A 23005-nucleotide genomic window follows, 5' to 3' on the forward strand; every position below is an offset into this window, starting at 1 on the left:
CTCAGAACGTCAGAACTGGCGCACGCCTCAGGCGCCGGGCTCGTCGAACCTGCGCCGCGCCGCCCGGACGTTGTCGTGATTGGCTTCCGCCCAGTTCAGCAAGTGCGACAGGGGCTCGTAGAGCGAGCGCCCGAGTTCGGTCATCCGGTATTCGACACTCGGCGGCTTTGTCGGAAAGACCTCGCGTTCAACATAACCGTCGCGCTGCAGGTCGCGCAGCGTCTGGGTGAGCATCCGTTGCGAGATATCAGGCACGGCGCGCTTGAGTTCGCCGAAGCGATAGGGACGCTGCGATAGCGCGTCGACAAGCAGCGTCGACCACTTTCCATGGATTTGCTGCATCACGTCCCGGATGGGGCAATTGCTCGGATCAAGTTTGGCGACATCGAACACCCGGCCATTCCCGGCCATGTCCTTGTTGCGCAGATTGACGACGGTGCCGCTCATGGCAGTTCCCTTTTGGTAACCTACGGCAGAAAAACTGCCTCCTTTACAGAACTCTCTCAATTCCTATTGTAGCGCAAGTCTCTTTTTGAGACTGCAATGCCGGTCGTGGAGCCGGTTGCCAGGAACAGAGGAAAATCCCATGACCCTTCTCGTCACCGGCGCTGCCGGCAAGCTCGGCCAGAGCGTCGTCCATCACCTGCTCGAAACCTACAAGGTCGCTCCCGGCGATATCGTCGCCGCGACCCGCAGCCCGGAAAAGCTCGGCACACTTGCAGCCAAGGGCGTCGTCACCCGCAAGGCGGATTTCGACGATGCGGCAGGCCTCGTATCGGCCTTTGCGGGCATCGACCGCCTGCTGATCATCAGCACGGATTCGCTCGATACTCCCGGCAAGCGCCTGGCTCAGCACAAGGCTGCCATCGAGGCTGCCAAGGCCGCCGGCGTCAAGCACATCCTCTACACCTCGATGCCAAACCCCGACAAATCGCTGGTGACCTTCGCCCCCGATCATCTCGGCACCGAAAATGCCATCAAGGCCAGCGGTATCGGCTACACCATCCTGCGCGACGCCTGGTACCTAGATAATTTCATGATGTCCCTGCCGCACAATCTGCAGGGCGGAAAGTGGTACACCGCGACATCAGGCGGCAAGGCGCCCTACATTTCCCGCGAAGACTGCGCGCTGGCCATTGCCGCAGCCCTTGCTTCCAGCGATACGGAAAGCAAGACATACACGCTGACGGGCTCTACTTCCTATTCGATCACGGATGTCGCCTCGACGGTCTCTGCCATCACCGGTCGCCCGCTAGAGGTCATTGACGTCACCGACGAACAGCTTGCCGCCGGTATGGCCGGCGCCGGCCTGCCGCCATTCCTGGTCGACATGCTGGTATCTGCCGACGCAAACATACGCGCCGGAAACTTCGACAGCCTGACCGCCGATTTCACGACACTGACCGGCAAGGTTCCGCAGACGTTGAGAAGTTTCTTTGAAGAACGAAAGGCTGAATTGGCAGCGTAAGCCCAAGGCCGCTAACCTGATCTCCCCCATCCGGGGGAGATTGGGCGACGGTGGCCTAAACCACCTGCCCGCACGCCCGGCGAAACCGGCGAACGGTCTCCGCCATGCCGAACTCCAGGGCATCGGCGGTGAGTGCATGACCGATCGATGCCTCGGCAAGCTGCGGGATACGCTTGATCAGGTCCGGCAGGTTGGCGACCGTCAGATCGTGACCGGCATTGATGCCCATCCCCAGCGCGATGGCTGCATCCGCCGTCTTGCCAAGACCCGCAAGCACGGCAGCCGCCCGCTCCGGCGAATTATGACATCCACCGTATGGACCGGTGTAAAGCTCGATCCGGTCGGCACCGACAGTCTTGGCAATCGCTACTGCCTCGGGATCGCCGTCGCCGTCGGCAAACAGCGAGACGCGGCAGCCCAGTTTCTTGTAGGGCGCGATGACATCGGCAAGAAACGCCTGGTGCTTGCGGAAATCCCAGCCATGGTCCGACGTCGCCTGCGACGGATGATCCGGCACCAGCGTCACCTGCTCCGGCTCGACACCGGCACAGAGATCGAAGAATTCCGGCGTCGGATAGCCCTCGATATTGAATTCTGCCTCAGGGAACTCGTCGTCGATCAGCGCCCGGATGACCGGGAGGTCCGAAAATCGCACATGTCGTTGATCAGGACGCGGATGCACCGTCAACCCGCTGGCGCCGGCTTGCAGCGCGATGCGCCCGAGCGCCGCAAGGCTCGGCCAGGGAAGGTCGCGGCGGTTGCGAAGCATGGCGATTGCATTGACATTCACGGAGAGCTTGGTGGGCATCGTCGATATCCAGTTCACGAGCAACGTGCCTGCGCTTTTAATCCGATCGTCTCGTCAACGCCAATGACATTCGCATGTGCAAGCCATGCAAAAGATTGATGCAACCGGCAGACCTCAGCGAACGATGGTCAGCGTCTCGGCAGCGCGGGTGATCGCCGTGTAGAGCCATCGTTCGCGCGTGTCGCGAAAGGCCCAGCTCTCGTCGAACAGCACAACCTTGTTCCACTGCGAGCCCTGCGCCTTGTGCACCGTCAAGGCATACCCGAAGTCGAACTCGTCATAGCGTTTGCGGGTGGTCCACGGGATTTCGCCCTGAACATCCTCGAAGGCCGTCTTCAGCACCTTGATCTTGGCCGCACCGCGATCCATGTCGTCGTCTTCGGGACGGATCAGAAGGTTGATGCCGGGCTTGGTGGTCTCTTTGGACGAGGTCATGACCTGCCAGAGCGAGCCGTTCAGCAGCCCCTTAGCCGGATCGTTACGGAGGCAGACGAGCTTGTCGCCAGACTGCGGATATTCTGTATTGAAGCCCTTCAGCTCGCGAAGGCGCTGGTTGTAGCGCTTGCGTGTCTTGTTGGTGCCGACGAGCACCTGATCGGCCTCGAGCACCAGCGGCTGCGTGACCTCGCCCTTGGAGATGACCTGCACGGTCCCGTAGTCACCGTGCATGATCTCCTTGCCTTCGCGCACCTGCATGGCGAGCTGGATGATCGGGTTGTCGCGAGCCTGGCGGTGGATATCGGTCAGCAGGTAGTCCGGCTCTTCATTGGTGAAAAACCCACCCCCGGTGATCGGCGGAAGCTGGCCCGGATCGCCGAGCACAAGGATCGGCGTGCCGAAACTCATCAGATCCTTGCCGAGCGCCTCGTCGACCATCGAGCACTCGTCGACGACGATCAGCGCAGCCTTCGACACCGGGCTCTGCCGGTTGACGGTAAACATCGGCGTCATCGAGCTTTTGCCGGTTTCCTCATCCTCGACGGACTCCTCGCCGCGCGGACGATAGATCAGCGAATGGATGGTTCGGGCATTGGTGGCGCCGCGCGACCGCAGCACCTGGGCAGCCTTGCCGGTGAAGGCGGCAAACAGCACCTCCCCATCGACATTCTCGGCGAAATGGCGGGCAAGCGTCGTCTTGCCGGTTCCGGCATAGCCGAACAGGCGAAAAAGCGGCGACCGCCCGTCCTTCAGCCATTTGGAAACGGCCTTAAGCGCTTCATCTTGTTGTGGCGCAAATTGCATCGCCGGACTTGGCAGGATTCGCCCTTTGGAGGCAACCGGAAAAATCTGCGGATACCGGGAATAAGAGGCAGAGCTACCTTCTCCCACCCCCGCAACGCACGTGAGCCTCCCCAACGCTGCCTTACTTCAGCATCGGCCAGAGACTGAGCACGAGCAGAACCGCCATGGTAATATTAAAGCACTTCAGCCGCACCGGCACCGCCAGCCACTCGCGCAGCGCCGATCCGAAGCCGGCCCAGGTGGAGACCGTCGGGATATTGACGGCGGCAAAAACCAGTCCGACGATCGTCACGCTGACAAAATATCGGTCCGCATCGGTATAGGCAGCCATCGCGGTGACGGCCATGACCCAGGCCTTCGGATTAATCCACTGAAAGGCAGCGGCTGCCAAAAACGACATCGGCCGGGCGCCGCCTTCCCTTTCACCGAGGCTGCGCGACGAGCCGATCTTCCAGGCAATCCACAGCAGATAGGCCCCGCCGGCAAATTTCAGGGCGGTGTATACCACCGGGACCGTATGCAAGATGGCGCCAAGCCCAAGACCGACGCTCAAAAGCAGCGACAGAAAGCCGACACCTATGCCGAACATGTGCGGGATCGTGCGCCGAAAGCCGAAATTTACCCCCGATGCGAACAGCATCATGTTGTTCGGCCCCGGTGTGATCGACGTGGTGAAGGCAAATAGAAGCAGGGCCAGCAACGTATCAGGCGGCATCATCGTCTCCCCGGCATGTCGCGTTTCCATCGCTCTGTGCAGGGCACGGAATATCCGTCCTCTGCGACGCGTGCATCCGATATGCACGCAATCCTCGTGATGTACGAGATGACAAATGTGACGGTGACAAAATAGCATCGGCAGCGCGTCCGTGGCTGACACCGACGACCGGGGTCACGACAGTGTTACCTTTAAAACTGTGGTGCGGAGCATACATCGCTTGGAGACAAGAAGCGTACTCTGTGAACCTCTTCCACGAACGATACGAAAGGCGACAGCCATGAGCGATGCCATCCCGTCGATTAGCTTTCCCTCCGGCATCAGCGTTCCAGCCCTTGGCCAGGGCACCTGGAACATGGGCGACGATGCCTCCGGGGCGAAGACGGAGATCGAAAGCCTCCAGGTCGGCATCGACCTCGGCATGACGATGATCGATACTGCCGAGATGTATGGCGAAGGCGCCTCGGAACGGCTTGTCGGCAAGGCAATCGAAGGTCGTCGCGACGAGGTTTTCCTTGTCAGCAAGGTCTATCCGCACAATGCCAGCAGCGAGGGCACGATCAAAGCTTGCGAGCGCAGCCTGCAACGATTAGGAACCGACCGGCTCGACCTCTACTTGCTGCATTGGCGCGGCAGCTACCCGCTGGCAGAGACAGTCGACGCCTTCGAGCGGCTGAAGGCTGCCGGCAAGATCCGCGCCTGGGGCGTCTCGAATTTCGATGTCAATGACATGGAGGAACTGTTGCGGGTGCCGTCTGGCCGAAACGTCGCCACAAACCAGGTGCTCTACAATCTCGGCCGGCGTGGAATAGAATTCGACCTGCTGCCGTGGTGCCACGACCGAAATATTCCAGTGATGGCCTATTCGCCTATCGAGCAAGGCCGGCTGACGCGTCACCCGACGCTCGTCCAGCTTGCCAAGGCCTATCAGGCAACGCCTGCCCAGGTCGCACTTGCCTTCGTGCTCAGGCGCGACGGCGTTTTCGCGATTCCGAAGACGTCCCAGCCGGCGCGCACCAGGGAAAACCGGCAGGCAGTGTCGCTCGACATTTCGAATGAGGACTGGGCAGCCCTAGACGCAGCCTTTCCGCCTCCGCAGAGGAAAACACCGCTGGAGATGCTCTGATCTCCAGCGGCACCGCGTGATTGCAGCTTACATGCCTTGCGGGCCGCGGTTCATTGCCGCGATGCCCGTGCGGCATACCTCGACCAGGCCGAGAGGCCGCATGATGGCGACGAACTGGTCGATCTTCGAGGATTTGCCGGTGATTTCCAGAATGAAATGTTCGACGGTGGCATCGACCACCTTGGCGTGGAAAGCGTCGGCCAGCCGCAGCGTCTCGGCCCGCGTCTCGCCGGTACCGGTGATCTTTATCAGGGCCACTTCGCGCTCGATCGGCCGTTCCTGGCCGAGTTCGCGGGCCCGTACCGTCAGGTCGACAACCCGGTGAACGGGAATGATACGCTCCAGCTGCGCCTTGATCTGCTCCAGCACCTGTGGCGTCCCGCGGGTCACGATGGTGATGCGTGACAGATGCGCCTGATGTTCGGTTTCCGACACGGTCAGGCTCTCGATGTTATAGCCGCGACCGGAAAAAAGACCGATGACGCGAGCAAGCGTGCCCGGCTCGTTATCGACCAGAACCGAAAGCGTGTGGTTCTCGGCCGTCGCAGTTTCCGGCGAAATGAAATAGGCGGAGCCGGTCGGTTGAAGGTGTGCATTCATGATCTTGGGTCCGTTTCCTCAGATATTTGTTCAACGCCATGCATGATTGGAGGCGCGTCCACCGCGCCTCCGCGTCGCGATCAAACCAGCGCGCGCCCCTTGGCGTCGATGGCGTTGGCGACGGCCTCATCGGTGGCTTCGTCCGGCAGCAGCATCTCGTTGTGTGCCTTGCCCGACGGGATCATCGGGAAGCAGTTGGCGAGATTGGCAACGCGGCAGTCGACGATGACGGGACGCCTGACGTCGATCATTTCCTGGATCGTCGCATCGAGATCGCCGGGTTTTTCGACGCGCAGGCCGACACCGCCATAGGCATCCGCAAGCTTGACGAAGTCAGGCATCGCCTCCGTGTAGGAGTTCGACAGGCGGTTACCATGCAGCAGTTGCTGCCACTGGCGAACCATGCCCATGTACTGGTTGTTGAGGATGAAGATCTTGATCGGCGCATCGTGCTGCACCGCCGCCGACATCTCCTGGATACACATCTGGATCGAGGCATCGCCGGCGATGTCGATGACCAGCGCATCCGGATGGGCGATCTGGACGCCGAGAGCTGCCGGCAGGCCGTAGCCCATGGTGCCGAGGCCGCCTGAAGTCATCCAGCGGTTCGGCTCCTCGAAGCCATAGAACTGGGCCGCCCACATCTGATGCTGGCCGACTTCGGTCGTGATGTAGGTGTCGCGATGCTTCGTCAGCTCATAGAGCCGCTGGATCGCATATTGCGGCATGATGACATCGTCGCTCATCTTGTAGGCGAAGGAATTGCGCGCCCGCCAGCGGTTGATGTCGTCCCACCACGCGGAGAGCTGGCCGGGCTCCTGCTTCTTGGGCAGGGCACGCCACAGGCGGACCATGTCTTCTAGGACATTGCCGACGTCGCCGACGATGCCGATGTCGACATGAACGGTCTTGTTGATCGAAGACGGATCGATATCGATGTGGATCTTCTTCGAATTCGGCGCAAAGGCGTTCAGGCGACCGGTGATGCGGTCGTCGAAACGGGCACCGATGCAGACCATGACGTCACAGTCGTGCATCGCCATGTTGGCCTCGTAGGAGCCATGCATGCCGAGCATTTTCAGCCAGTTCTTGCCGGAAGCTGGATACGAGCCGAGACCCATCAGCGTCGATGTGATGGGGAAATTGGTCAGCTCGACCAGCTCGCGCAGCAATCTGGAGGCTTCCGGACCGGCATTGACGACGCCGCCGCCCGAATAGATGACGGGACGGCGGGCAGTCGCCATCAGCTCGATAGCCTGCTTGACGCGGTTGATGTCGCCCTGGACCTGTGGCTGGTAGCTCTTCTGGACTGCATGCGCTTCCGGCGGCGTATAAGTGCCGGTGGCGAACTGAACGTCCTTGGGGATGTCGACGACGACGGGGCCCGGACGGCCGGTCTGGGCGATCCGAAAGGCTTCGTGAATGACGGCCGCAAGCTTGTTGACGTCCTTGACCAGCCAGTTGTGCTTGGTGCAAGGCCGGGTAATGCCGACCGTGTCGCATTCCTGGAAAGCATCGGAGCCGATCAGCGTCGTCGGAACCTGGCCGGTCAGGCAGACGAGCGGGATCGAATCCATCAGCGCATCCTGCAGCGGCGTGACAGCGTTGGTGGCGCCGGGGCCGGAGGTCACCAGCATGACGCCGACTTTGCCGGTCGAGCGCGCATAGCCCTCGGCCGCGTGTCCGGCGCCCTGCTCGTGGCGGACGAGGATGTGCTTGATATCGTCCTGCTGGAAGATCTCGTCGTAGATCGGCAGGATTGCGCCGCCCGGATAGCCGAAAATATGCTCGACGCCATTGTCCTTGAGCGCCCGCAGGACGATTTCTGCGCCGGTCATCCTGTTATCGCTGATCTGCTTGTCTGTGCCCGTCATTGCCAAGTTCCGTTGCCTGCTTGAGTATTCTGGAAGCGCGACGCCCGATTTCGGGCATAAAAAAAGGCTCCTTCGGGAGCCTGTTGTCTAGCGCATGGGTGGCTATCGCCGGATGGTTACACCATCCTGCCCATGCGCTGTCCCACCACAATAAGAGTTGTCGCTATGTTCATGACCGGAATTGATAGACAGAAAATTTCGTAGCGTCAACGCTTTGGGCAATAAAAAGTCAATGCACGAAAGGTCAGCTGAAAAAACAAGCACTTCGACAGGACTTTGTTAAGCGGATAACCCTATGCTCGGCCGATATCAGGAGCACCCGGTTGCTAAACAACGATTTGCAGACGTCAGGCAAAGCGGGCGAACATGACCGCCGCGACAACCTCACCCCCGGGAACCGCTTTCTTGGCCGCGTCGTCGCATGCAGCGGAGCTCGTGTCACGATCGCCGCAACCGCAGAGGCGGGCGGCACCGATCTCACAGAACTCTGGTCCGTCGGACGGCTGATCTCCATCAGCGTCGAGGGCAACCGCGTCGCCGCGCTGGTCTACTCCATGGACACCGGCAACATGGCCTGGGGTGAAGGTGAGGACAACCAGTTCCGAATTGAAGCCGAGTTGCTGGGCGAAGTGCGCGTCGATGCCGATGGCCGCGAAGAATTCTCCTCCGGCATTTCCCGCTATCCTCATCTCGGCGCCGTCGCCCATCGTATTCGCGCTCGCGACCTGATGCGCATCTATGACGCCGGCCAGGAAAGCAGCTGCGTCATCGGCAAGTTGACGCAGGACGAAACGATCGACGCCGCCATCCACATACCCTCCATGCTCTCGAAGCACTTCGCCGTTGTCGGCTCGACCGGCGTCGGCAAATCGACGGCGGTATCGCTGCTGCTGCACAAGGCCATTGCGTCCGATCCGAAATTGCGGGTGCTGATCCTCGATCCCCACAACGAATTTGCCGCCGCTTTTCCCGACCATTCCGTCGTCGTCGATACCGATACGCTCGACCTGCCCTTCTGGCTGATGCGGCTGGAGGAGTTTGCCGAGGTCATCTTCCGGGGCCGCCCGCCCGTGGCTGAAGAACTCGATATGCTGCGCGATATCATTCCGGATGCGAAGCGCGCCTTTCGGGGCAACGATTCGACGCTGATGCGCCGCCAGACCGAAAAAAGCTCGATGACGGCAGACACGCCCGTTCCTTACCGGATGGCCGATCTTCTCGCGCTGATCGACGAGCGCATTGGCAAGCTCGAGGGACGGCAGGAGAAGCCGCATCTTCGCTCGCTGAAAATCCGCGTCATCTCGGCGATCAACGATCCGCGCTATCACTTCATGTTCTCCAACAACACGATCAGCGACACGATCATGGAGACCATCGCGGAAATCTTCCGGATCCCGGGCGACGACCGGCCTATCTGCACGTTTCAATTGTCGGGAATTCCCTCGGAAGTCGTCAATTCCGTCGCCTCGGTCCTCTGCCGCATGGCATTCGAAATCGCGCTCTGGAGCGAGGGTGGCATTCACATGCTGGTTGTCTGCGAAGAAGCCCATCGCTACATTCCAGCCGATCCCAATCTCGGTTTTGTGCCCACCCGGCAGGCCATATCGCGGATAGCCAAGGAAGGGCGCAAATACGGCGTTTCCCTCGGCATCATCACGCAGCGCCCCGGCGAACTCGACCAGACGATCCTGTCGCAGTGCTCGACGCTGTTTGCCATGCGCCTTGCCAACGACCGCGACCAGGAGATCATCCGCTCCGCCATTCCGAACTCGTCCATCTCCACCACCAGCTTCCTGTCGTCGATCGGCAATGGCGAGGCTATCGCTTTCGGCGAGGCGATTGCCGTGCCGATGCGCATGCGCTTTACCAGGGTGGCGGACAATCTCATTCCGAAAGCCAACGGCCTTGCCGAACGGGCCGACGACGTGACCCCGGACACGGTCGATTTGCGCAATATCGTCAGCCGCATGCGCTCGATCTCCGGACCGGACATATCGGCGTTCCAGCAGGCCTATTCGACGGGCAGCAGCAGGACCGGCGAAGACGAGATCGAGCCGGAAGTAGCTTCGGTGCGCCACCTGTCCGAGGAAACACCACGACCCGTGCCTTTGGGTCCCGTATCGGTCGAGGCCTACAGGCCCGACATGCTGCCTCGCCCCGGCGAGCCTGCCGCCGGCCTCGCCATGCCTCCGCAGACCTCGATCGACAGCAAGCTTGCCGAATTGCGCCGCGAATACAGGCGCGATGATGCCAGCCGGGCAAACCCTACGCAGGACACCGGCGCATCTCCGCGCCGCGATCAGGCTTCGTCGATGCGTGACAGTCTTATCAGGAAGCCGCTGGGGTCGCTGTTCAGCAGGGATTAACGCCCGCCGACTTCAGCCGATCCGCTCCCAGCTTTCATCCATCTGGTTGCGAAACCAGGTCATCTGCCGCTTCGCATATTGCCGGGTCGCAGCCGAACCGAGTTCGATGACCTCCTCGCGCCCGATTTCGCCGCGTAACATCGCCGCAATCTGCGAGACGCCGATAGCCTTCATGATGGGCTGCTGCTGCGAAAGGCCGAGCGCCAGCAGATCGGCTACCTCTTTCTCCGCACCATCAGCAAGCATCGCCTCGAACCGGCGGTCGATGCGCGCGTGCAGCAACTGCCGCTCGGGCAGTACGACGATCTTGCGGGCACGGGCGGGGTCGATGATGACCGGTCCGGCAAGCCCCTGTAGCGCGGCAAGCGACTGGCCTGTTGCCAGTTTCACTTCGAGCGCCCTGACGATGCGCTGCCCGTCCTGCGGCTTGAGGGTAGCCGCCATCGCCGGGTCGCGCTGCGCCAGTTCGCGGTAGAGCGGTTCCGCCCCCTCCTCGATCAGCCGCTGGCGCAGACCCTCACGAAGTTCGGCCGGGATTTCCGGCATAGGAGAAAGTCCGCCCGTCAAAGCCTTGAAATAGAGCCCGGTTCCGCCGACGATGACCGGCATGCGGCGCTCCCGGCGGAGTTCTGCCAAAAGCTCCGAAATCTGCCTCAGCCACATCCCGGTCGAATAGGCATCCCTCGCCGGGACGTGGCCGTAGAGATGGTGGGGAATGCCCTTCGTATCCTCGATGGAAGGGCGCGCGGTGAGGATCCGCAGCGTGTCGTAGACCTGCATGCTGTCGGCATTGATCACCACGCCGTCGTGCAGGCTGGCAAGCTCCACGGCCATGCCGGACTTGCCGCTGGCGGTCGGCCCGGTTATCAGGATCGCGTCGATGTCGTTCACAGGGTTTCCCATCATGGCCTTCGTTGCCACGCTTATTGCCAATCCGTCAAACCCCGTTCTCGTCTCGCGCCTCGCGGAACAGGCGGCCGATGCGGTGAAAGCATCGGGATTGTACTGGCTGGCGGATGGCATAGCCTGCGACATCGCCCTCCGGGACGGCACCAACCTGCAGGCGGCCGAGACAAGCCTCAGGACCGTACTAGGCAGCGCACCCATCGATCTCGTCATCCAGGATGCCGAGACCCGACGCAAGAAGCTGCTGGTGGCCGACATGGATTCAACGATAATCGCCCAGGAATGCATCGACGAGCTGGCAGCCGAAGTCGGCCTGAAGGATCAGGTCGCAGCCATCACTGCGCAGGCCATGAACGGCGAGATCGATTTCGAACCCGCCCTGCGCGCCCGCGTCGCGCTGTTGAAAGGCCTGCCAATCTCGGTCGTCGACGAAGTGATCGCCAGGCGCATCACCATGACACCAGGAGGCCCGCAACTGATCGCCACCATGAAGGCGAAGGGCTTCTACACCGCGCTCGTCTCGGGCGGGTTCACAGTCTTCACCAGCCGCATCGGCGCTACTCTCGGCTTTAATGAAGACCGCGCCAACGTGCTGCTGGAAGACAATGGCGTGCTCACCGGCTTCGTCGCCGAGCCGATCCTCGGCAGGCAGGCGAAGGTCGATGCCCTCACCGAAATCGCGGCCACCCTCGGCATCTCCACCGAGGACGCGATTGCGGTCGGCGACGGAGCCAACGATCTCGGCATGCTGGAGCTCGCCGGCTCCGGCGTCGCCCTGCATGCAAAACCCGCCGTCGCGGCTGAAGCAAAAATGCGCATAGACCACGCCGACCTCACCGCGCTCCTCTATATCCAGGGCTACCGCAAAACGGATTTTGTCGACGCCTGAATCTCCAAACGCATTTCGAGGCTTCAAGAGACGGATGGAACTTTGGCCATGATCATTCTCGAAACCGACCGCCTCATCGTTCGCAACTGGCGCGAACCCGACCGTGATCTTTTCTTCGAGATCAACTCCGACGAGACGGTCATGAAGTTCTTTCCCTTCTGCCGGGATCGGGCGAGCGCGGATGCTTTCTTCGACCATCTGAAGACCCTGATTGCGGAAACAGGCCTCGGCTTCTATGCGCTTGAAAGCAAGGCGACCGGCGAAACGATCGGCTTTTGCGGCCTTGCCCGCACCGACCTAGAACCGTTCATTCCGCTTGGGACGGTGGAAATCGGCTGGCGTCTGCCGGTGCGCTTCTGGGGACAGGGTTTCATCAGCGAGGCGGCAACCGCCCTGCTCCGTCACGGCTTCGAGACCCTTGATCTCGACGAGATCGTTTCCTTCGCCGTCCACAACAACCACCGCTCGACGGCCGTGATGCGGCGCATCGGCATGCACCGGGATATGAACGGCGACTTCGATCATCCCCGCATCCCCGACAGCAAGCCGGAGCTGAAGCATCACGTGCTCTACCGGTTGACGGCAGACCAGTGGCGCGACGCGGAGAGTGCGGCCTAAGCCCTACTCCAGCGGCACGGCAATGAAGCGCAGGTCGCCGTTGGGCGCGGCGATCATCATCTGCGCGTTGCGACGGCCTTCCTTTTTCAGGGACGTAACCTTGGCCGAGATCGATCCCGGCGTCTTCATGAATTCCTGCGCCACCTCGACGATTACGTCGCCGGGCTTGAGGCCTTTTTCGAGCGCCGGCGATCCCGGTGCAACCTCCATGACGACGACACCGTCGACGCTGTCTGCAATACCGAAGGTCTTGCGGTTGTCCGCGTTGAGGCCCGCCAGCTGTATACCAAGTACGGTCTGGACTGTATCGGCGTTCGGAGCCGGTGCAGCGTCGCCCTGGTCTTCCTGATCGTCCATCCCATCGTCATCGCCAGCGCCGTCGCCATCGGGGTTAATGACGCCATTGCCATTGGAGCCGCCGGGTGCCGCATCCGGCGCAGCCGCTTTATCGTCCGCGGCAGCGGCAGTGTCGTCAAGCTTGCCGAGCGTCACCTTGACGGTCTGCTGCTTGCCGTTGCGCATCACCACGACATCTACCGCCTTGCCGACCGGACTTTCCGCAACCACGCGCGGCAGGTCGCGCATTTCGTTGACAGCCTTGCCATCGAAATTGAGAATGACGTCTCCCGCAAGGATCGAGCCGTTGTCGACCGGACCGCCCTTGATGACACCCGCCACAAGCGCGCCCTTGGCCGACGGCAGTCCGAGGCTCTCCGAGACATCGTCGGTCACAGGCTGGATACGCACCCCCAACCAGCCACGACGCGTCTCACCAAAATCCATCAGCTGCTTGACGACACCCTCGGCAATCTCTGAAGGCACGGAGAAGCCGATGCCGATGGAGCCGCCGCTCGGCGAGATGATAGCCGTGTTGATGCCGATCACTTCACCGCGCATGTTGAACAGCGGACCGCCGGAATTGCCCTTGTTGATCGCAGCATCCGTCTGGATGAAATTATCGTACGGGCCGGCATTGATGTTGCGGCCACGTGCCGAAACGATACCGACCGTCACCGAGCCGCCAAGACCAAAGGGATTGCCGACGGCCATCACCCAGTCGCCGATACGCATCTGGCTGGAATCACCGAAGTGAACCGACTTCAACGGCTGCTTCGGCTCTACCTTGAGGACGGAAAGGTCGGTCTTGGTGTCGGTGCCGACAAGCTTTGCCTTCAGCTTGGTGCCATCCGGAAAGATCACCTCGATATCGTCGGCGCCCTCGATCACGTGGTTGTTGGTGACGACATAGCCCTTCGGATCGATGACGAAGCCGGAGCCCAGGGAACTGACCTTGTGATTGTTGCTCTGCCCGGGCTTATCCTTGAAGAAGTCGTTGAACAGATCCTGGAAAGGCGATCCGTCGGGCATCTTCGGTGTCGACACGGTGCCCTCGCCCTTGACCTTCTGCGAGGTCGAGATGTTGACGACGGCATCAAGCAACCCGGCTGCGAGATCGGCAACCGAGGCAGGTCCTGCCATCGGTGGGCGTGGAGCGGCAGGCGGCGCAGATCCTGGCGGTGGCACCGGCAACGGACCTGACGGCGTCGGCGGGGTCGTGGCATTCGGCGGCGCGGGAGTGGCCGGCATGGTGCCCGGCACGCCCGAGAGGACATTCGTCGTGCCTTCCGCATAAGCCCGTTCGAAGCCATTGAAGGTGGAGCCGGCAACAAGGGCCGCGCCAGCCATCAGGGCAAGCGAACGTCGAAGGGTCGGGCAAGCGGTCGAAGCCATCAGGCATCCTCATCAAAAGGTCAGGTCGTTTATTACAGCATCAGCATAGGGCGGAATGATGAAGGGTGGAATCGCCTTTTTCGCTAATCCCCGCCCGTGATGACAAAGGTCGGAGATGGGCGCCACTTGCCGGTGGTTAGCGGGCACAAAAAAATCGGGCCACCCTTTGGATGGCCCGACATGATCGCAATCTTGAGTGCGAGACAGCGTCAGTTGACGGCTGGTGCTCCCGGCAGGGCGAGAGGCGCGCTGGCCGATGGCGCTGCCAGGGCGGGTGCGCCTGGCTGCGGTGCAGGCGGCGTTCCGTTCGGGTTCTGGAAATACCGGAAGAAATCCGATGTCGGCGACAACACCATTGTCGTCGTCCCGGACCCAAGTGCCGTCGTGTAGGCGGCCATCGACCGATAGAACTGGAAGAAGGCAGGATCGCGCGAGAATGCATCGGCAAAGATCCGTGCCCGCTCGGCTTCGCCCTGACCACGCAGGACTTCCGAATCCTTGCTGGCTTCGGCAACGATCTCAACGACCTGGCGGTCGGCGACAGCCCGGCGACGCTGGCCCTCTTCGGTGCCTTCGGCGCGCAGCAGCTCTGCTTCCGCCAGGCGCTCGGCGCGCATGCGGTCGTAAGTCTTCTGCGACACGTCCTGCGTCAGGTCGGTGCGCCGGATGCGGACGTCATCGATCTGGAGACCGAGCGTTTCTGCATCCTTGTGCAGGTCGTTGCGAACTTCGAGCATCATCGATACGCGCTCGTCCGAAAGAGCGGCATCAAATTCGCGCAGACCGTAGACCCGACGCAGCGAGGCGTCGAAGCGGGTACGAAGCTGCGATTCGGCCGCCGTGCGGTCGCCCGACACGGTTTCGCGGAACTTGCGGGCATCGGCGATGCGGTAGACCACGAAGGCATCGACATCGAAGGTGGCGCCGCCCTTAACCTGGACGCGGATATTATCCAGATCGAAGCGCAAGGCCTGCTTGGAGACATACTGGACGCGGTCGGCGTCAGCGAAGGCGAAAGGCAGCTTGAAATAGATGCCCGGCTCGGACTTCACCGACTGGATCTGACCGAAGCGGACCAGAACGGCCTGCTCGCGAGCGTTGACGACGAACACCGACGAATAGACGATGAACAGGAGGACGAAGATGGCGATGACGATCGCCGGAAGACGACTGGAGGACATGTTACTTACCCCCCTCTGTCGCGGCAGCCGGCGGAACGACCTTGCCTATCCCGTTCAGCGGCAGATAGGGCAACACACCCTGCTTCTGGTCGATGATGACCTTGTTCGAATTCTTCAAGACGGATTCCATCGTTTCAAGGAACAGGCGTTCTCGGGTGACATCGGGCGCCTTGACGTACTGCTCGTAGACCGACACGAAGCGCTGGGCCTCACCCTCGGCTTCCTTGACGACACGGTCCTTGTAGGCAGCCGCTTCTTCGCGGTTCTGCGCCGCCTGGCCGCGTGCGCCACCGAGCTTCTGGTTGGCGTACTGGTTAGCTTCTTCGACGAGGCGCTGCTTGTCCTGGTCAGCACGCTGCACTTCTTCGAAGGCATCGGCGACTTCGCGAGGCGGAGCAACATCCTCGATGTTGACGCGGTTGATGGCGATACCCGAGCCGTAGCGGTCCATCGTGCCCTGGATGATGTTCTGGACTTCGCTGGCGATCGGCTGACGGTTGTCGCGGAATGCATCCTGTGCCGGACGACGGCCGACGACTTCACGCATGGCGCTCTCGGACACCTGCTGCAGGGTTTCTGCCGGATTTTCGAGATTGAACAAGTAGGCCTTCGGATCGCTCACCGTGAACAGCACCGTGAACTGGACATTCAGGATGTTCTGGTCACCCGACAGCATCAGGCCAGATGTGGAATTGGCACTGCCGCGTCCACCGATGCTCTGCAACTGCTCAGTAACCTTGACGATGTTGATCTGGTCCATCGGCCAGAGGTGGAAATGAAGACCAGGAAGCGAGACTTCCTCTTTGGGCTTGCCAAAGCGCAGTTCGACGCCTCGCTCGTCCGGCTGGACGGTGTAGATGCACTGGATAAGCCAGAAAACAACGACGACCGCAGCAACAATCAGGAAAATACCGCTGTTGAAACCGCCTGGAATGATCCCCCGCAGGCGCTCCTGGCCGCGTCGGATGATGTCTTCCAGATCGGGAGGACCGCCCCCGCCGTTGCCGCGCGGACGGTTGGGACCCTTGCCCCAGGGGCCTGGCTTGTCGCCACCGCCACCATTACCGCCGCCGCTGCCACCGCCGCCCCAGGGACCGCCGCCATTCTGATTACTCCAGGGCATTAAAACCTCATCGTTCGTGGAATCCTTGACACGTTGTCCGGCCCTGGTTCCCCGCGGCAGCAACGATGCCCTCGTTATAGGTATCGGCGGTGTCGCTTTCAACGCAACCTCTGGAAGTTGGGCGGCATAATTGGAAAAATAGTTGATTTTTGGAGCTTAAATGCAGTTTCGCGTGTTTCGCGGCAAAGCCGTTGCAAACTTTGAAGCAGGCAAAGCCACGCCTGTAATCCGCGCGACTTTCACCGGCGACGATACGTCACGAAGCGCGTTGCAAAGCTGTCTCGCTCGCCAGCGGGGACTGCCAACTCGGCCTCTTCCTGCCATACCGCCGGGTCGATCGCCGGGAAGGATGTGTCTCCCTCAACCTCTGTCTCGATGTGCGTCACATACATGCGCTCGGCAGTCTCCATCGCCTGGTGATAGATCTCTCCGCCACCGATGACGCAGATTTCATCCACGCCATCGAGCCTCGCCTTTTCGGAAGCCTGCGCAATCGCGTCCTGCAGCGAGTTCAAGACCGTAACGTCTTCAGGAGCGAAAGTGGGGTCGCGGGTAACGATGAAGTTCGGCCTTCCCGGCAGCGGCTTGCCAATCGACTGGAACGTCTTGCGGCCCATGATGACCGGCTTTCCCGACGTCAGCGCCTTGAAGCGCTTGAGGTCGGTGGATAACCGCCATGGCATGGCGCCATCCCTGCCGATGATGCTGTTTCGCGAAATCGCGACGATGATGACCTGTCTTATGTCCGACATGGAACCTGCATCCCTTCAATCCCTCGGCAGCGCCGGCACCCATCTTGGCGCGGTCGGCCTTCCCGCCCGTTCTTACCGCACCATAATCATCGGTGCCACAAAAAGGCTCGAGCGGGGGAGCCGTCCCGCGACCGCATCGCACAAGTGGACCTTGCCTGCGAAATGCAGCATACCATTTGGTCCTTGCCTCAAGCAAAAACCGGCAATCCCGACTGGAGTTAACCGATGACCGAGAACACCGAATACAAGCCCGCAAGCGTCTGGACATGGGACAAGGCAAGCGGCGGGCGGTTTGCCAATATCAACCGGCCCATCGCCGGAGCCACCCATGAAAAAGCCCTCCCCGTTGGCAAGCATCCCCTGCAGCTCTATTCCCTGGCGACACCCAACGGTGTCAAGGTGACGGTCATGCTCGAGGAACTGGTGGCCCTCGGCCACGAAGGGGCTGAATACGATGCCTGGCTGATCCGCATCAACGAAGGCGACCAGTTCGGCAGCGACTTCGTCGACATCAATCCGAATTCCAAGATCCCGGCCCTGATGGATCGCAGCGGACCGACACCGGTGCGCGTCTTCGAATCAGGCTCGATCCTGTTTTATCTCGCCGAAAAATTCGGCGCCTTCCTGCCGACGGAACAGCCGATCCGTACGGAATGCATGTCCTGGCTGTTCTGGCAGATGGGCAGCGCCCCCTATCTCGGCGGCGGCTTCGGTCACTTTTACGCCTACGCACCGACAAAGATGGAATACCCGATTAACCGCTTCACGATGGAAACGAAACGCCAGCTGGACGTCCTCGACCGCCGGCTTGCCGACAATGAATATCTGGCCGGCTCGGACTATACCATCGCCGATATCGCCGTCTGGCCCTGGTATGGTGCGCTGGCCAAGGGCTGGCTGTACGAAGCAGCCGAGTTCCTGCAGGTCCAGGAATACAAGAACCTGCAGCGTTGGACCGACCTGATCGGCGAACGCCCCGCAGTCCAGCGCGGCCGCATGGTCAATCGCGTGTTTGGAGAACCGTCGAGCCAGTTGCATGAGCGCCACGATGCCGCCGATTTCGACACGAAGACACAGGACAAGAATCCGTCGTAAACAGTCAGAGGCAGTTTCTTACCGCCCACATGCGGCCCCGGCTTTCGGGGCCGTTCCCATCACGGGTTGGCGCGCAGATAGGCAATGACGTCCTTGATCTCGCTGTCGCTCCACAATCCCCAGAATGGCATGGTCGTGCCCGGGACTTTCTTCTTCGGGCTGGATAGAAACGCCGAAAGCGCTGCCTCGTCCCACACCAGTCCGGCAGCACCGGCATCGCTCATGGCCTTCGAATACCGGTAGCCGGCAACGGCCCCGGCAGGCCTGCCGACGACGCCCTTCAGATAGGGACCGAAGCCGTTCCTCTCGCGGTCCACAACATGGCATTGCGTACAGAGCTGGAAGACTTTCTTGCCATGCGCAAGATCCTCAGCCGACACCCCCGTCGCTCCGCCGATCGTCATAGCGACGGTAAAAGCCGCCACCGGCATCTTCCGCAAAATCAAATGTCTGAGGCACTCCATTTCGCGCTGATCTCCTCGACAGCCAGTTGCAGCGCAACGTGATACGCCGTTGCAGGCTGAAAATCGCTTGGCTTTATAGTCGCAGCATCGGTGGTTTCGAAGACCCGGCGACAAAACCCCTGACACGCGCTTTCAGAGCTGGGCTAAGCGTCGCGATATCGAAAGTGCCGGTTTCGTCTGGATTTGCACGCCTGGATAGTCCAAAACAGCAGAATGAAAACAGCAAAGAAATCGAAATTTCCAATCCGGCCGATGTCGTTCGTGCGACATTTTCTGCAAAGTTCGTCCGCAGGCGGCATCGTTCTCATGGTGTCCGCAGTGGTGGCGCTTACCGTCGCCAACTCGCCCCTCTATTCTGTGTATGCGGACACCCTGCATCTCTACGTCGGAGGTCTTTCGATACTTCATTGGGTCAACGATGGCCTGATGGCGATATTCTTCCTGATGGTCGGCATGGAAATCAAGCGGGAAGTTCTCGACGGCCAGTTGTCGACCTGGTCGCGCCGGATCCTCCCCGGTGTCGCAGCGATTGGCGGCATGCTGGTGCCCGCCCTCATCTATCTCTCGTTCAATCTCGGAGAAGCCGGGCATCCGAAGGGCTGGGCTATCCCGTCTGCCACCGATATCGCCTTTGCTCTCGGTGTCCTCTCGCTGCTCGGGCCAGCAGTCCCGACATCGCTGCGCGTTTTCCTGACGGCCCTCGCAATCATCGACGATCTCGGCGCCGTGCTGATCATTGCCGTGTTCTATACCGGCGACCTCAATGTCTATGCACTCGGCGGCGCTGCCGTGACATTGCTGGCGCTCGTCGCACTCAACCGCGCCGGCGTGACACGCCTGCTGCCTTACCTCGTGCTAGGCGCAATCCTCTGGTTGCTGACACTGCAGTCGGGCATTCATGCGACGCTAGCCGGTGTCGCCCTCGCCTTCACCATTCCGCTGAGGGCTATCGCGAGTAAAACAGATACGGAAGTCTCCCCGCTGCTGACGCTGGAGCACGGCATACAGCCCTGGGTCAATTTCCTGATTGTGCCGATTTTCGGGTTTGCCAACGCCGGCGTTTCGTTTGCCGGACTGTCGCTCGGTGCTTTCGTCGATCCCGTCCCGCTCGGGGTGGCGACAGGCCTGTTCGTCGGCAAGCAGCTTGGCGTCTTCGCCTTCTCAGCCGCCGTCATCCGCATGGGTTGGGCGGAATTGCCAAGGCACGCGACCTGGCTGCAACTCTACGGCGTCGCCCTCCTCTGCGGCATCGGTTTCACCATGAGCCTGTTCATCGGCCTGCTGGCCTTTGCCTCGGACCCGATGCTGCAGGATGAAACGAAGCTCGGCGTCCTGCTCGGCTCGTTCTTGTCTGCAATTGTCGGCGCGATACTCCTCAAGACCACCGGCGGCAACGATGCCCAGCCGGACAGGCCGGCAAGCGCCTGATCCCTGCGCCATGCCCGGTCGCTACACCGCGACCGGGGCCTCGATGGCCGGATGCGGATCGTAGCCGCTGACCTCGAAGTCCTCGATGCGATAGTCGTCGATGCTGTCTGGATGGCGCAGCAGACGGAGCTTCGGAAACGGCCGTGGCTCGCGACTGAGGATCGTGCGGGCCAGATCGACGTGGTTGAGATAGAGGTGCACGTCTCCCCCGACCCAGATCAGTTCGCCCGGCGTCATGTCCACCTGCTGGGCCACCATGTGAACCAGCGCCGCCTGCTGGGCGAGATTGAAAGGATTGCCGAGGCCGACGTCACAGGAGCGCTGGCCGACCAGCAGCGAAAGCTTGCCTTTCTTGCCCGACCCCGCAGGGGCGCCCTCGTCTGCGATATTGCTGACATAGAACTGGTACGTCATATGGCACGGGCTGAGCGCCATCCGGTCGAGTTCACCGACGTTCCAGGCGTGGAACAGCATGCGCCGGCTGGAGGGATTGGACTTCAGTGTCTGGATGACGGCCGCGATCTGGTCGTGTTCCTGACCGTCCGCATCCAGCCACCGCCGCCACTGCTTGCCGTAGACTGGCCCGAGGTCGCCCCACTCAAGGGCGAAAGCGTCGTCGCCGAGCACGCGCTCCTCGAAGGCCTCCTGCGAAATATCGTCGCCGGTTGCCTTCCGATATTTGTCGAGCGGCCAGTCGGTCCAGATCCGGACGTTTTCGCGCAGCAACGACTGGATGTTAGTCTGCCCGGTCAGGAACCACAGCATTTCCTTCACGGCCGTTTTCCAAAACACCCGCTTCGTGGTGTAGACGGGGAAACTTCCATCGGAGAGGTCGAAGCGCATCATCGCGCCGAACGTCGACAAGGTGCCGACGCCGGTCCTGTCGATGCGGCGGTCGCCCTTCTCCAGAAGGTGTTCCAGCAGATCCAGGTACTGGTATTCGGGATGCCGGGCCATGTGAGAAATCCTTTTGCGTCGCCAGTTTCGTAACGTCGCCGCGCCTCAAAACCAAGCCATGCCAGCAATCGGGACCGACTTCTCCCCCAGTTTCGACGCCGATCAAGAAAATGCCAAGCAATTTTGCCACGAGGTCTTCCCTCGGGCACGAGAAGACACTATATCGGTATTGCCGGTTTTCGGACCGGCTATGGCAATAAATGAGCGATGTAATAAACCTATTGGACCCGGGGGCGGTACCCGGCGCCTCCACCAAAAACTGGCCAGAGATGATCGGCTTTTGATGGGGGCGAAATAGGATCGACAAGGGTGTAAAGATCTACTTTTTGCCCGGCATTGTACCACCGTTATCGGACTAAATCTGTAGTTGCAAACACCAACTATGCGGAAGCTCGTCTCGCTGCTTAATCGCAGTGTGACACTTCAAATCAAGTCCTGAAGGTTCGCACCTTAAGGCGGGGTTCGGAGGTACCTGGCAACAGAAACCTCCACCTTCTCCCTTTTTCGGAAATCATGTATGGTCGGTCGACATGACTCGCGCGTCGGGGGTTTTCCGAATCCGCCTGCTGTGGCATAGAGCCTTGAAGACGGCCAACGAAAGACGGGAAAGCATGGGGCAGGATCATATCCGCTACGATATTCTGGCACAGGACGCTCTGCGCGGAGTTATCCGTAAGGTTCTGACCGAGGTCGGCACGACCGGCCGCCTGCCCGGCGACCACCACTTCTTCATTACATTCCTGACCGGCGCCGCTGGCGTGCGCATCTCCCAGCATCTGAAGTCGAAGTATCCGGAGCAGATGACCATCGTCATCCAGCACCAGTTCTGGGAGCTGAAGATCACCGAAACCCATTTCGAGATCGGCCTGTCGTTCTCTGACGTACCGGAAAAGCTGGTGGTGCCTTTCAACGCCATCCGCGGTTTCTATGATCCGTCGGTGAATTTCGAGCTCGAATTCGACGTGCCTCTCAGCGACGAGGAAGAATTGCCGAGTGGCGAGATCACCGCATATCCCGTCAATACGGATACACCGGTCGAGCACATCGCCACCAACGAAAGCGAGCCGAAGAAGCCCGGCTCCGTCGTGTCGCTGGATGCATTTCGCAAGAAACAGTGAAATCACGGCCCCAGGCGATGCGTTGGGGAGCGGATCGATGACTGCAGAGATCGTCAACCTGAAACAGTTTCGAAAGCAGCAGGCACGCTCCGACAAGGAGAAGCAGGCCGAGCAGAACCGCATCACTTTCGGCCGCACCAAGAGCGAAAAGAAGCTGACGACAACGCTCAACGACAAGGCTAGCAAGGCGCTGGACGACGGACATATCGAGCAGCCGTCGACTGACAAATAAGCCGCAAGCTTGGCGGGTCCACGCAGTCAAATACGTCCGGTCGATCGATTTACAGTCGTTTCCGAAAAAGCGTCCACCAGGCCATCATGATCCGCAAACACTCCGCCACGCTCCATGGCCACCGCACCAGCTTCACGCTGGAGGATGGTTTCTGGGACGAACTGAAGCTGATTGCCAATGCACGTGGCCTGTCGCAGGCCGCACTTATCGCCGAAATCGACGATAGGAGATCTCCGGAAAGCAACCTGTCGTCAGCGCTGAGGCTCCATGTCCTACAATGGCTGAAGGACGCTGCCAGAAAAGAGTGACGAC

The 23005-nt window shown here is 60.8% G+C and carries 23 protein-coding genes and 1 other RNA gene; 11 read left to right on the plus strand and 13 right to left on the minus strand.

The features are described from left to right. Positions 1 to 27: 27 nt before the first annotated feature. Positions 28 to 447 (minus strand): helix-turn-helix domain-containing protein, encoded by a 420-nt coding sequence (locus EQW76_RS03955; protein ID WP_142823141.1) that lies wholly within the window; start codon positions 445 to 447, stop codon positions 28 to 30. A gap of 139 nt (positions 448 to 586) precedes the next feature. Between EQW76_RS03955 and EQW76_RS03960 the strand changes: the two genes are divergently transcribed. Next, positions 587 to 1468 carry an SDR family oxidoreductase gene (locus tag EQW76_RS03960; RefSeq protein WP_142823142.1) on the plus strand — a complete coding sequence of 294 codons (882 nt, stop codon included), beginning with the start codon at positions 587 to 589 and terminating at the stop codon, positions 1466 to 1468. 55 nt (positions 1469 to 1523) lie between these two features. On the opposite strand, the gene EQW76_RS03965 is transcribed toward EQW76_RS03960, so the two are convergent. The 3 genes from EQW76_RS03965 to EQW76_RS03975 all read right to left on the minus strand — a co-directional run bounded on the left by EQW76_RS03965 (position 1524) and on the right by EQW76_RS03975 (position 4233). Continuing rightward, a complete protein-coding gene (locus EQW76_RS03965; RefSeq protein ID WP_142823143.1) occupies positions 1524 to 2276 on the minus strand; it encodes a pyridoxine 5'-phosphate synthase in 753 nt (250 codons plus the stop codon). A 114-nt stretch (positions 2277 to 2390) separates the two neighbouring features. Beyond that, positions 2391 to 3518, minus strand: a complete 1128-nt coding sequence (locus EQW76_RS03970; protein WP_111222907.1) for an ATP-dependent RecD-like DNA helicase — start codon at positions 3516 to 3518, stop codon at positions 2391 to 2393. Positions 3519 to 3639: 121 nt separating this feature from the next. Continuing rightward, positions 3640 to 4233, minus strand: a complete 594-nt coding sequence (locus EQW76_RS03975) for a LysE family translocator (protein ID WP_142823144.1) — start codon at positions 4231 to 4233, stop codon at positions 3640 to 3642. Between the two features lie 280 nt (positions 4234 to 4513). On the opposite strand from EQW76_RS03975, the gene EQW76_RS03980 reads away from it, so the two are divergent. Next, complete coding sequence (locus tag EQW76_RS03980) at positions 4514 to 5359, plus strand: aldo/keto reductase (protein WP_142823145.1); 846 nt, start codon at positions 4514 to 4516, stop codon at positions 5357 to 5359. Positions 5360 to 5386: 27 nt separating this feature from the next. Here the strand turns inward: EQW76_RS03980 and ilvN are convergent, their stop codons facing one another. Both ilvN and EQW76_RS03990 read right to left on the minus strand, forming a co-directional pair. Further along, positions 5387 to 5959: an acetolactate synthase small subunit gene (ilvN, locus tag EQW76_RS03985; RefSeq protein WP_111222904.1), complete on the minus strand. Its 573-nt coding sequence runs from the start codon at positions 5957 to 5959 to the stop codon at positions 5387 to 5389. Between the two features lie 80 nt (positions 5960 to 6039). Beyond that, positions 6040 to 7833 (minus strand): acetolactate synthase 3 large subunit, encoded by a 1794-nt coding sequence (locus tag EQW76_RS03990; RefSeq protein ID WP_142823146.1) that lies wholly within the window; start codon positions 7831 to 7833, stop codon positions 6040 to 6042. 323 nt (positions 7834 to 8156) lie between these two features. On the opposite strand from EQW76_RS03990, the gene EQW76_RS04000 reads away from it, so the two are divergent. Further along, the gene (locus EQW76_RS04000; protein WP_142823147.1) at positions 8157 to 10199 is read left to right on the plus strand and encodes an ATP-binding protein; all 2043 of its coding nucleotides are present in this window, start codon (positions 8157 to 8159) and stop codon (positions 10197 to 10199) included. Positions 10200 to 10211: 12 nt separating this feature from the next. On the opposite strand, the gene miaA is transcribed toward EQW76_RS04000, so the two are convergent. Then, complete coding sequence (gene miaA, locus EQW76_RS04005) at positions 10212 to 11105, minus strand: tRNA (adenosine(37)-N6)-dimethylallyltransferase MiaA (RefSeq protein WP_142823148.1); 894 nt, start codon at positions 11103 to 11105, stop codon at positions 10212 to 10214. Between miaA and serB the strand changes: the two genes are divergently transcribed. Together serB and EQW76_RS04015 are read left to right on the plus strand one after the other, a co-directional pair. After that, a complete protein-coding gene (gene serB, locus EQW76_RS04010) occupies positions 11104 to 11994 on the plus strand; it encodes a phosphoserine phosphatase SerB (protein ID WP_142823602.1) in 891 nt (296 codons plus the stop codon). The two genes, miaA and serB, sit on opposite strands and share 2 nt — an antisense overlap. 48 nt (positions 11995 to 12042) lie before the next feature. Then, complete coding sequence (locus EQW76_RS04015; protein WP_142823149.1) at positions 12043 to 12612, plus strand: GNAT family N-acetyltransferase; 570 nt, start codon at positions 12043 to 12045, stop codon at positions 12610 to 12612. Positions 12613 to 12615: 3 nt separating this feature from the next. Here EQW76_RS04015 and EQW76_RS04020 read toward each other — a convergent pair whose 3' ends face one another. The 4 genes from EQW76_RS04020 to EQW76_RS04035 all read right to left on the minus strand — a co-directional run bounded on the left by EQW76_RS04020 (position 12616) and on the right by EQW76_RS04035 (position 17399). Next, the gene (locus EQW76_RS04020) at positions 12616 to 14343 is read right to left on the minus strand and encodes a Do family serine endopeptidase (RefSeq protein ID WP_142823150.1); all 1728 of its coding nucleotides are present in this window, start codon (positions 14341 to 14343) and stop codon (positions 12616 to 12618) included. Between the two features lie 209 nt (positions 14344 to 14552). Next, positions 14553 to 15524: a protease modulator HflC gene (locus EQW76_RS04025; RefSeq protein ID WP_142823151.1), complete on the minus strand. Its 972-nt coding sequence runs from the start codon at positions 15522 to 15524 to the stop codon at positions 14553 to 14555. 1 nt (position 15525) lies between these two features. Further along, positions 15526 to 16647 (minus strand): FtsH protease activity modulator HflK, encoded by a 1122-nt coding sequence (gene hflK / locus EQW76_RS04030; RefSeq protein WP_142823152.1) that lies wholly within the window; start codon positions 16645 to 16647, stop codon positions 15526 to 15528. A gap of 239 nt (positions 16648 to 16886) precedes the next feature. After that, entirely contained in the window at positions 16887 to 17399 is a 513-nt protein-coding gene (locus tag EQW76_RS04035) for a dihydrofolate reductase (protein ID WP_142823153.1), read from the minus strand. A gap of 225 nt (positions 17400 to 17624) precedes the next feature. Between EQW76_RS04035 and yghU the strand changes: the two genes are divergently transcribed. Continuing rightward, positions 17625 to 18494: a glutathione-dependent disulfide-bond oxidoreductase gene (yghU, locus tag EQW76_RS04040; RefSeq protein WP_142823154.1), complete on the plus strand. Its 870-nt coding sequence runs from the start codon at positions 17625 to 17627 to the stop codon at positions 18492 to 18494. 59 nt (positions 18495 to 18553) lie between these two features. Here yghU and EQW76_RS04045 read toward each other — a convergent pair whose 3' ends face one another. Continuing rightward, entirely contained in the window at positions 18554 to 18925 is a 372-nt protein-coding gene (locus EQW76_RS04045; RefSeq protein WP_202617114.1) for a cytochrome c family protein, read from the minus strand. Between the two features lie 246 nt (positions 18926 to 19171). On the opposite strand from EQW76_RS04045, the gene nhaA reads away from it, so the two are divergent. Next, positions 19172 to 20386, plus strand: a complete 1215-nt coding sequence (gene nhaA, locus EQW76_RS04050) for a Na+/H+ antiporter NhaA (RefSeq protein ID WP_142823155.1) — start codon at positions 19172 to 19174, stop codon at positions 20384 to 20386. Positions 20387 to 20407: 21 nt separating this feature from the next. On the opposite strand, the gene EQW76_RS04055 is transcribed toward nhaA, so the two are convergent. Then, entirely contained in the window at positions 20408 to 21343 is a 936-nt protein-coding gene (locus tag EQW76_RS04055; protein ID WP_142823156.1) for a thymidylate synthase, read from the minus strand. A gap of 132 nt (positions 21344 to 21475) precedes the next feature. Between EQW76_RS04055 and ssrA the strand changes: the two genes are divergently transcribed. From ssrA to EQW76_RS04075, 4 genes are all read left to right on the plus strand, one after another. Further along, positions 21476 to 21836: a transfer-messenger RNA gene (gene ssrA, locus EQW76_RS04060) on the plus strand. A 118-nt stretch (positions 21837 to 21954) separates the two neighbouring features. Then, the gene (locus EQW76_RS04065) at positions 21955 to 22461 is read left to right on the plus strand and encodes an SspB family protein (protein WP_142823604.1); all 507 of its coding nucleotides are present in this window, start codon (positions 21955 to 21957) and stop codon (positions 22459 to 22461) included. A gap of 37 nt (positions 22462 to 22498) precedes the next feature. Beyond that, positions 22499 to 22693 (plus strand): DUF4169 family protein, encoded by a 195-nt coding sequence (locus tag EQW76_RS04070; protein ID WP_142823157.1) that lies wholly within the window; start codon positions 22499 to 22501, stop codon positions 22691 to 22693. Between the two features lie 86 nt (positions 22694 to 22779). After that, positions 22780 to 23001, plus strand: a complete 222-nt coding sequence (locus EQW76_RS04075) for a ribbon-helix-helix domain-containing protein (RefSeq protein WP_142823158.1) — start codon at positions 22780 to 22782, stop codon at positions 22999 to 23001. Positions 23002 to 23005: the final 4 nt, after the last annotated feature.

Origin of the sequence: Rhizobium sp. rho-13.1 (assembly GCF_007000305.1) — a bacterium.
Lineage (GTDB): Bacteria > Pseudomonadota > Alphaproteobacteria > Rhizobiales > Rhizobiaceae > Rhizobium > Rhizobium rhododendri.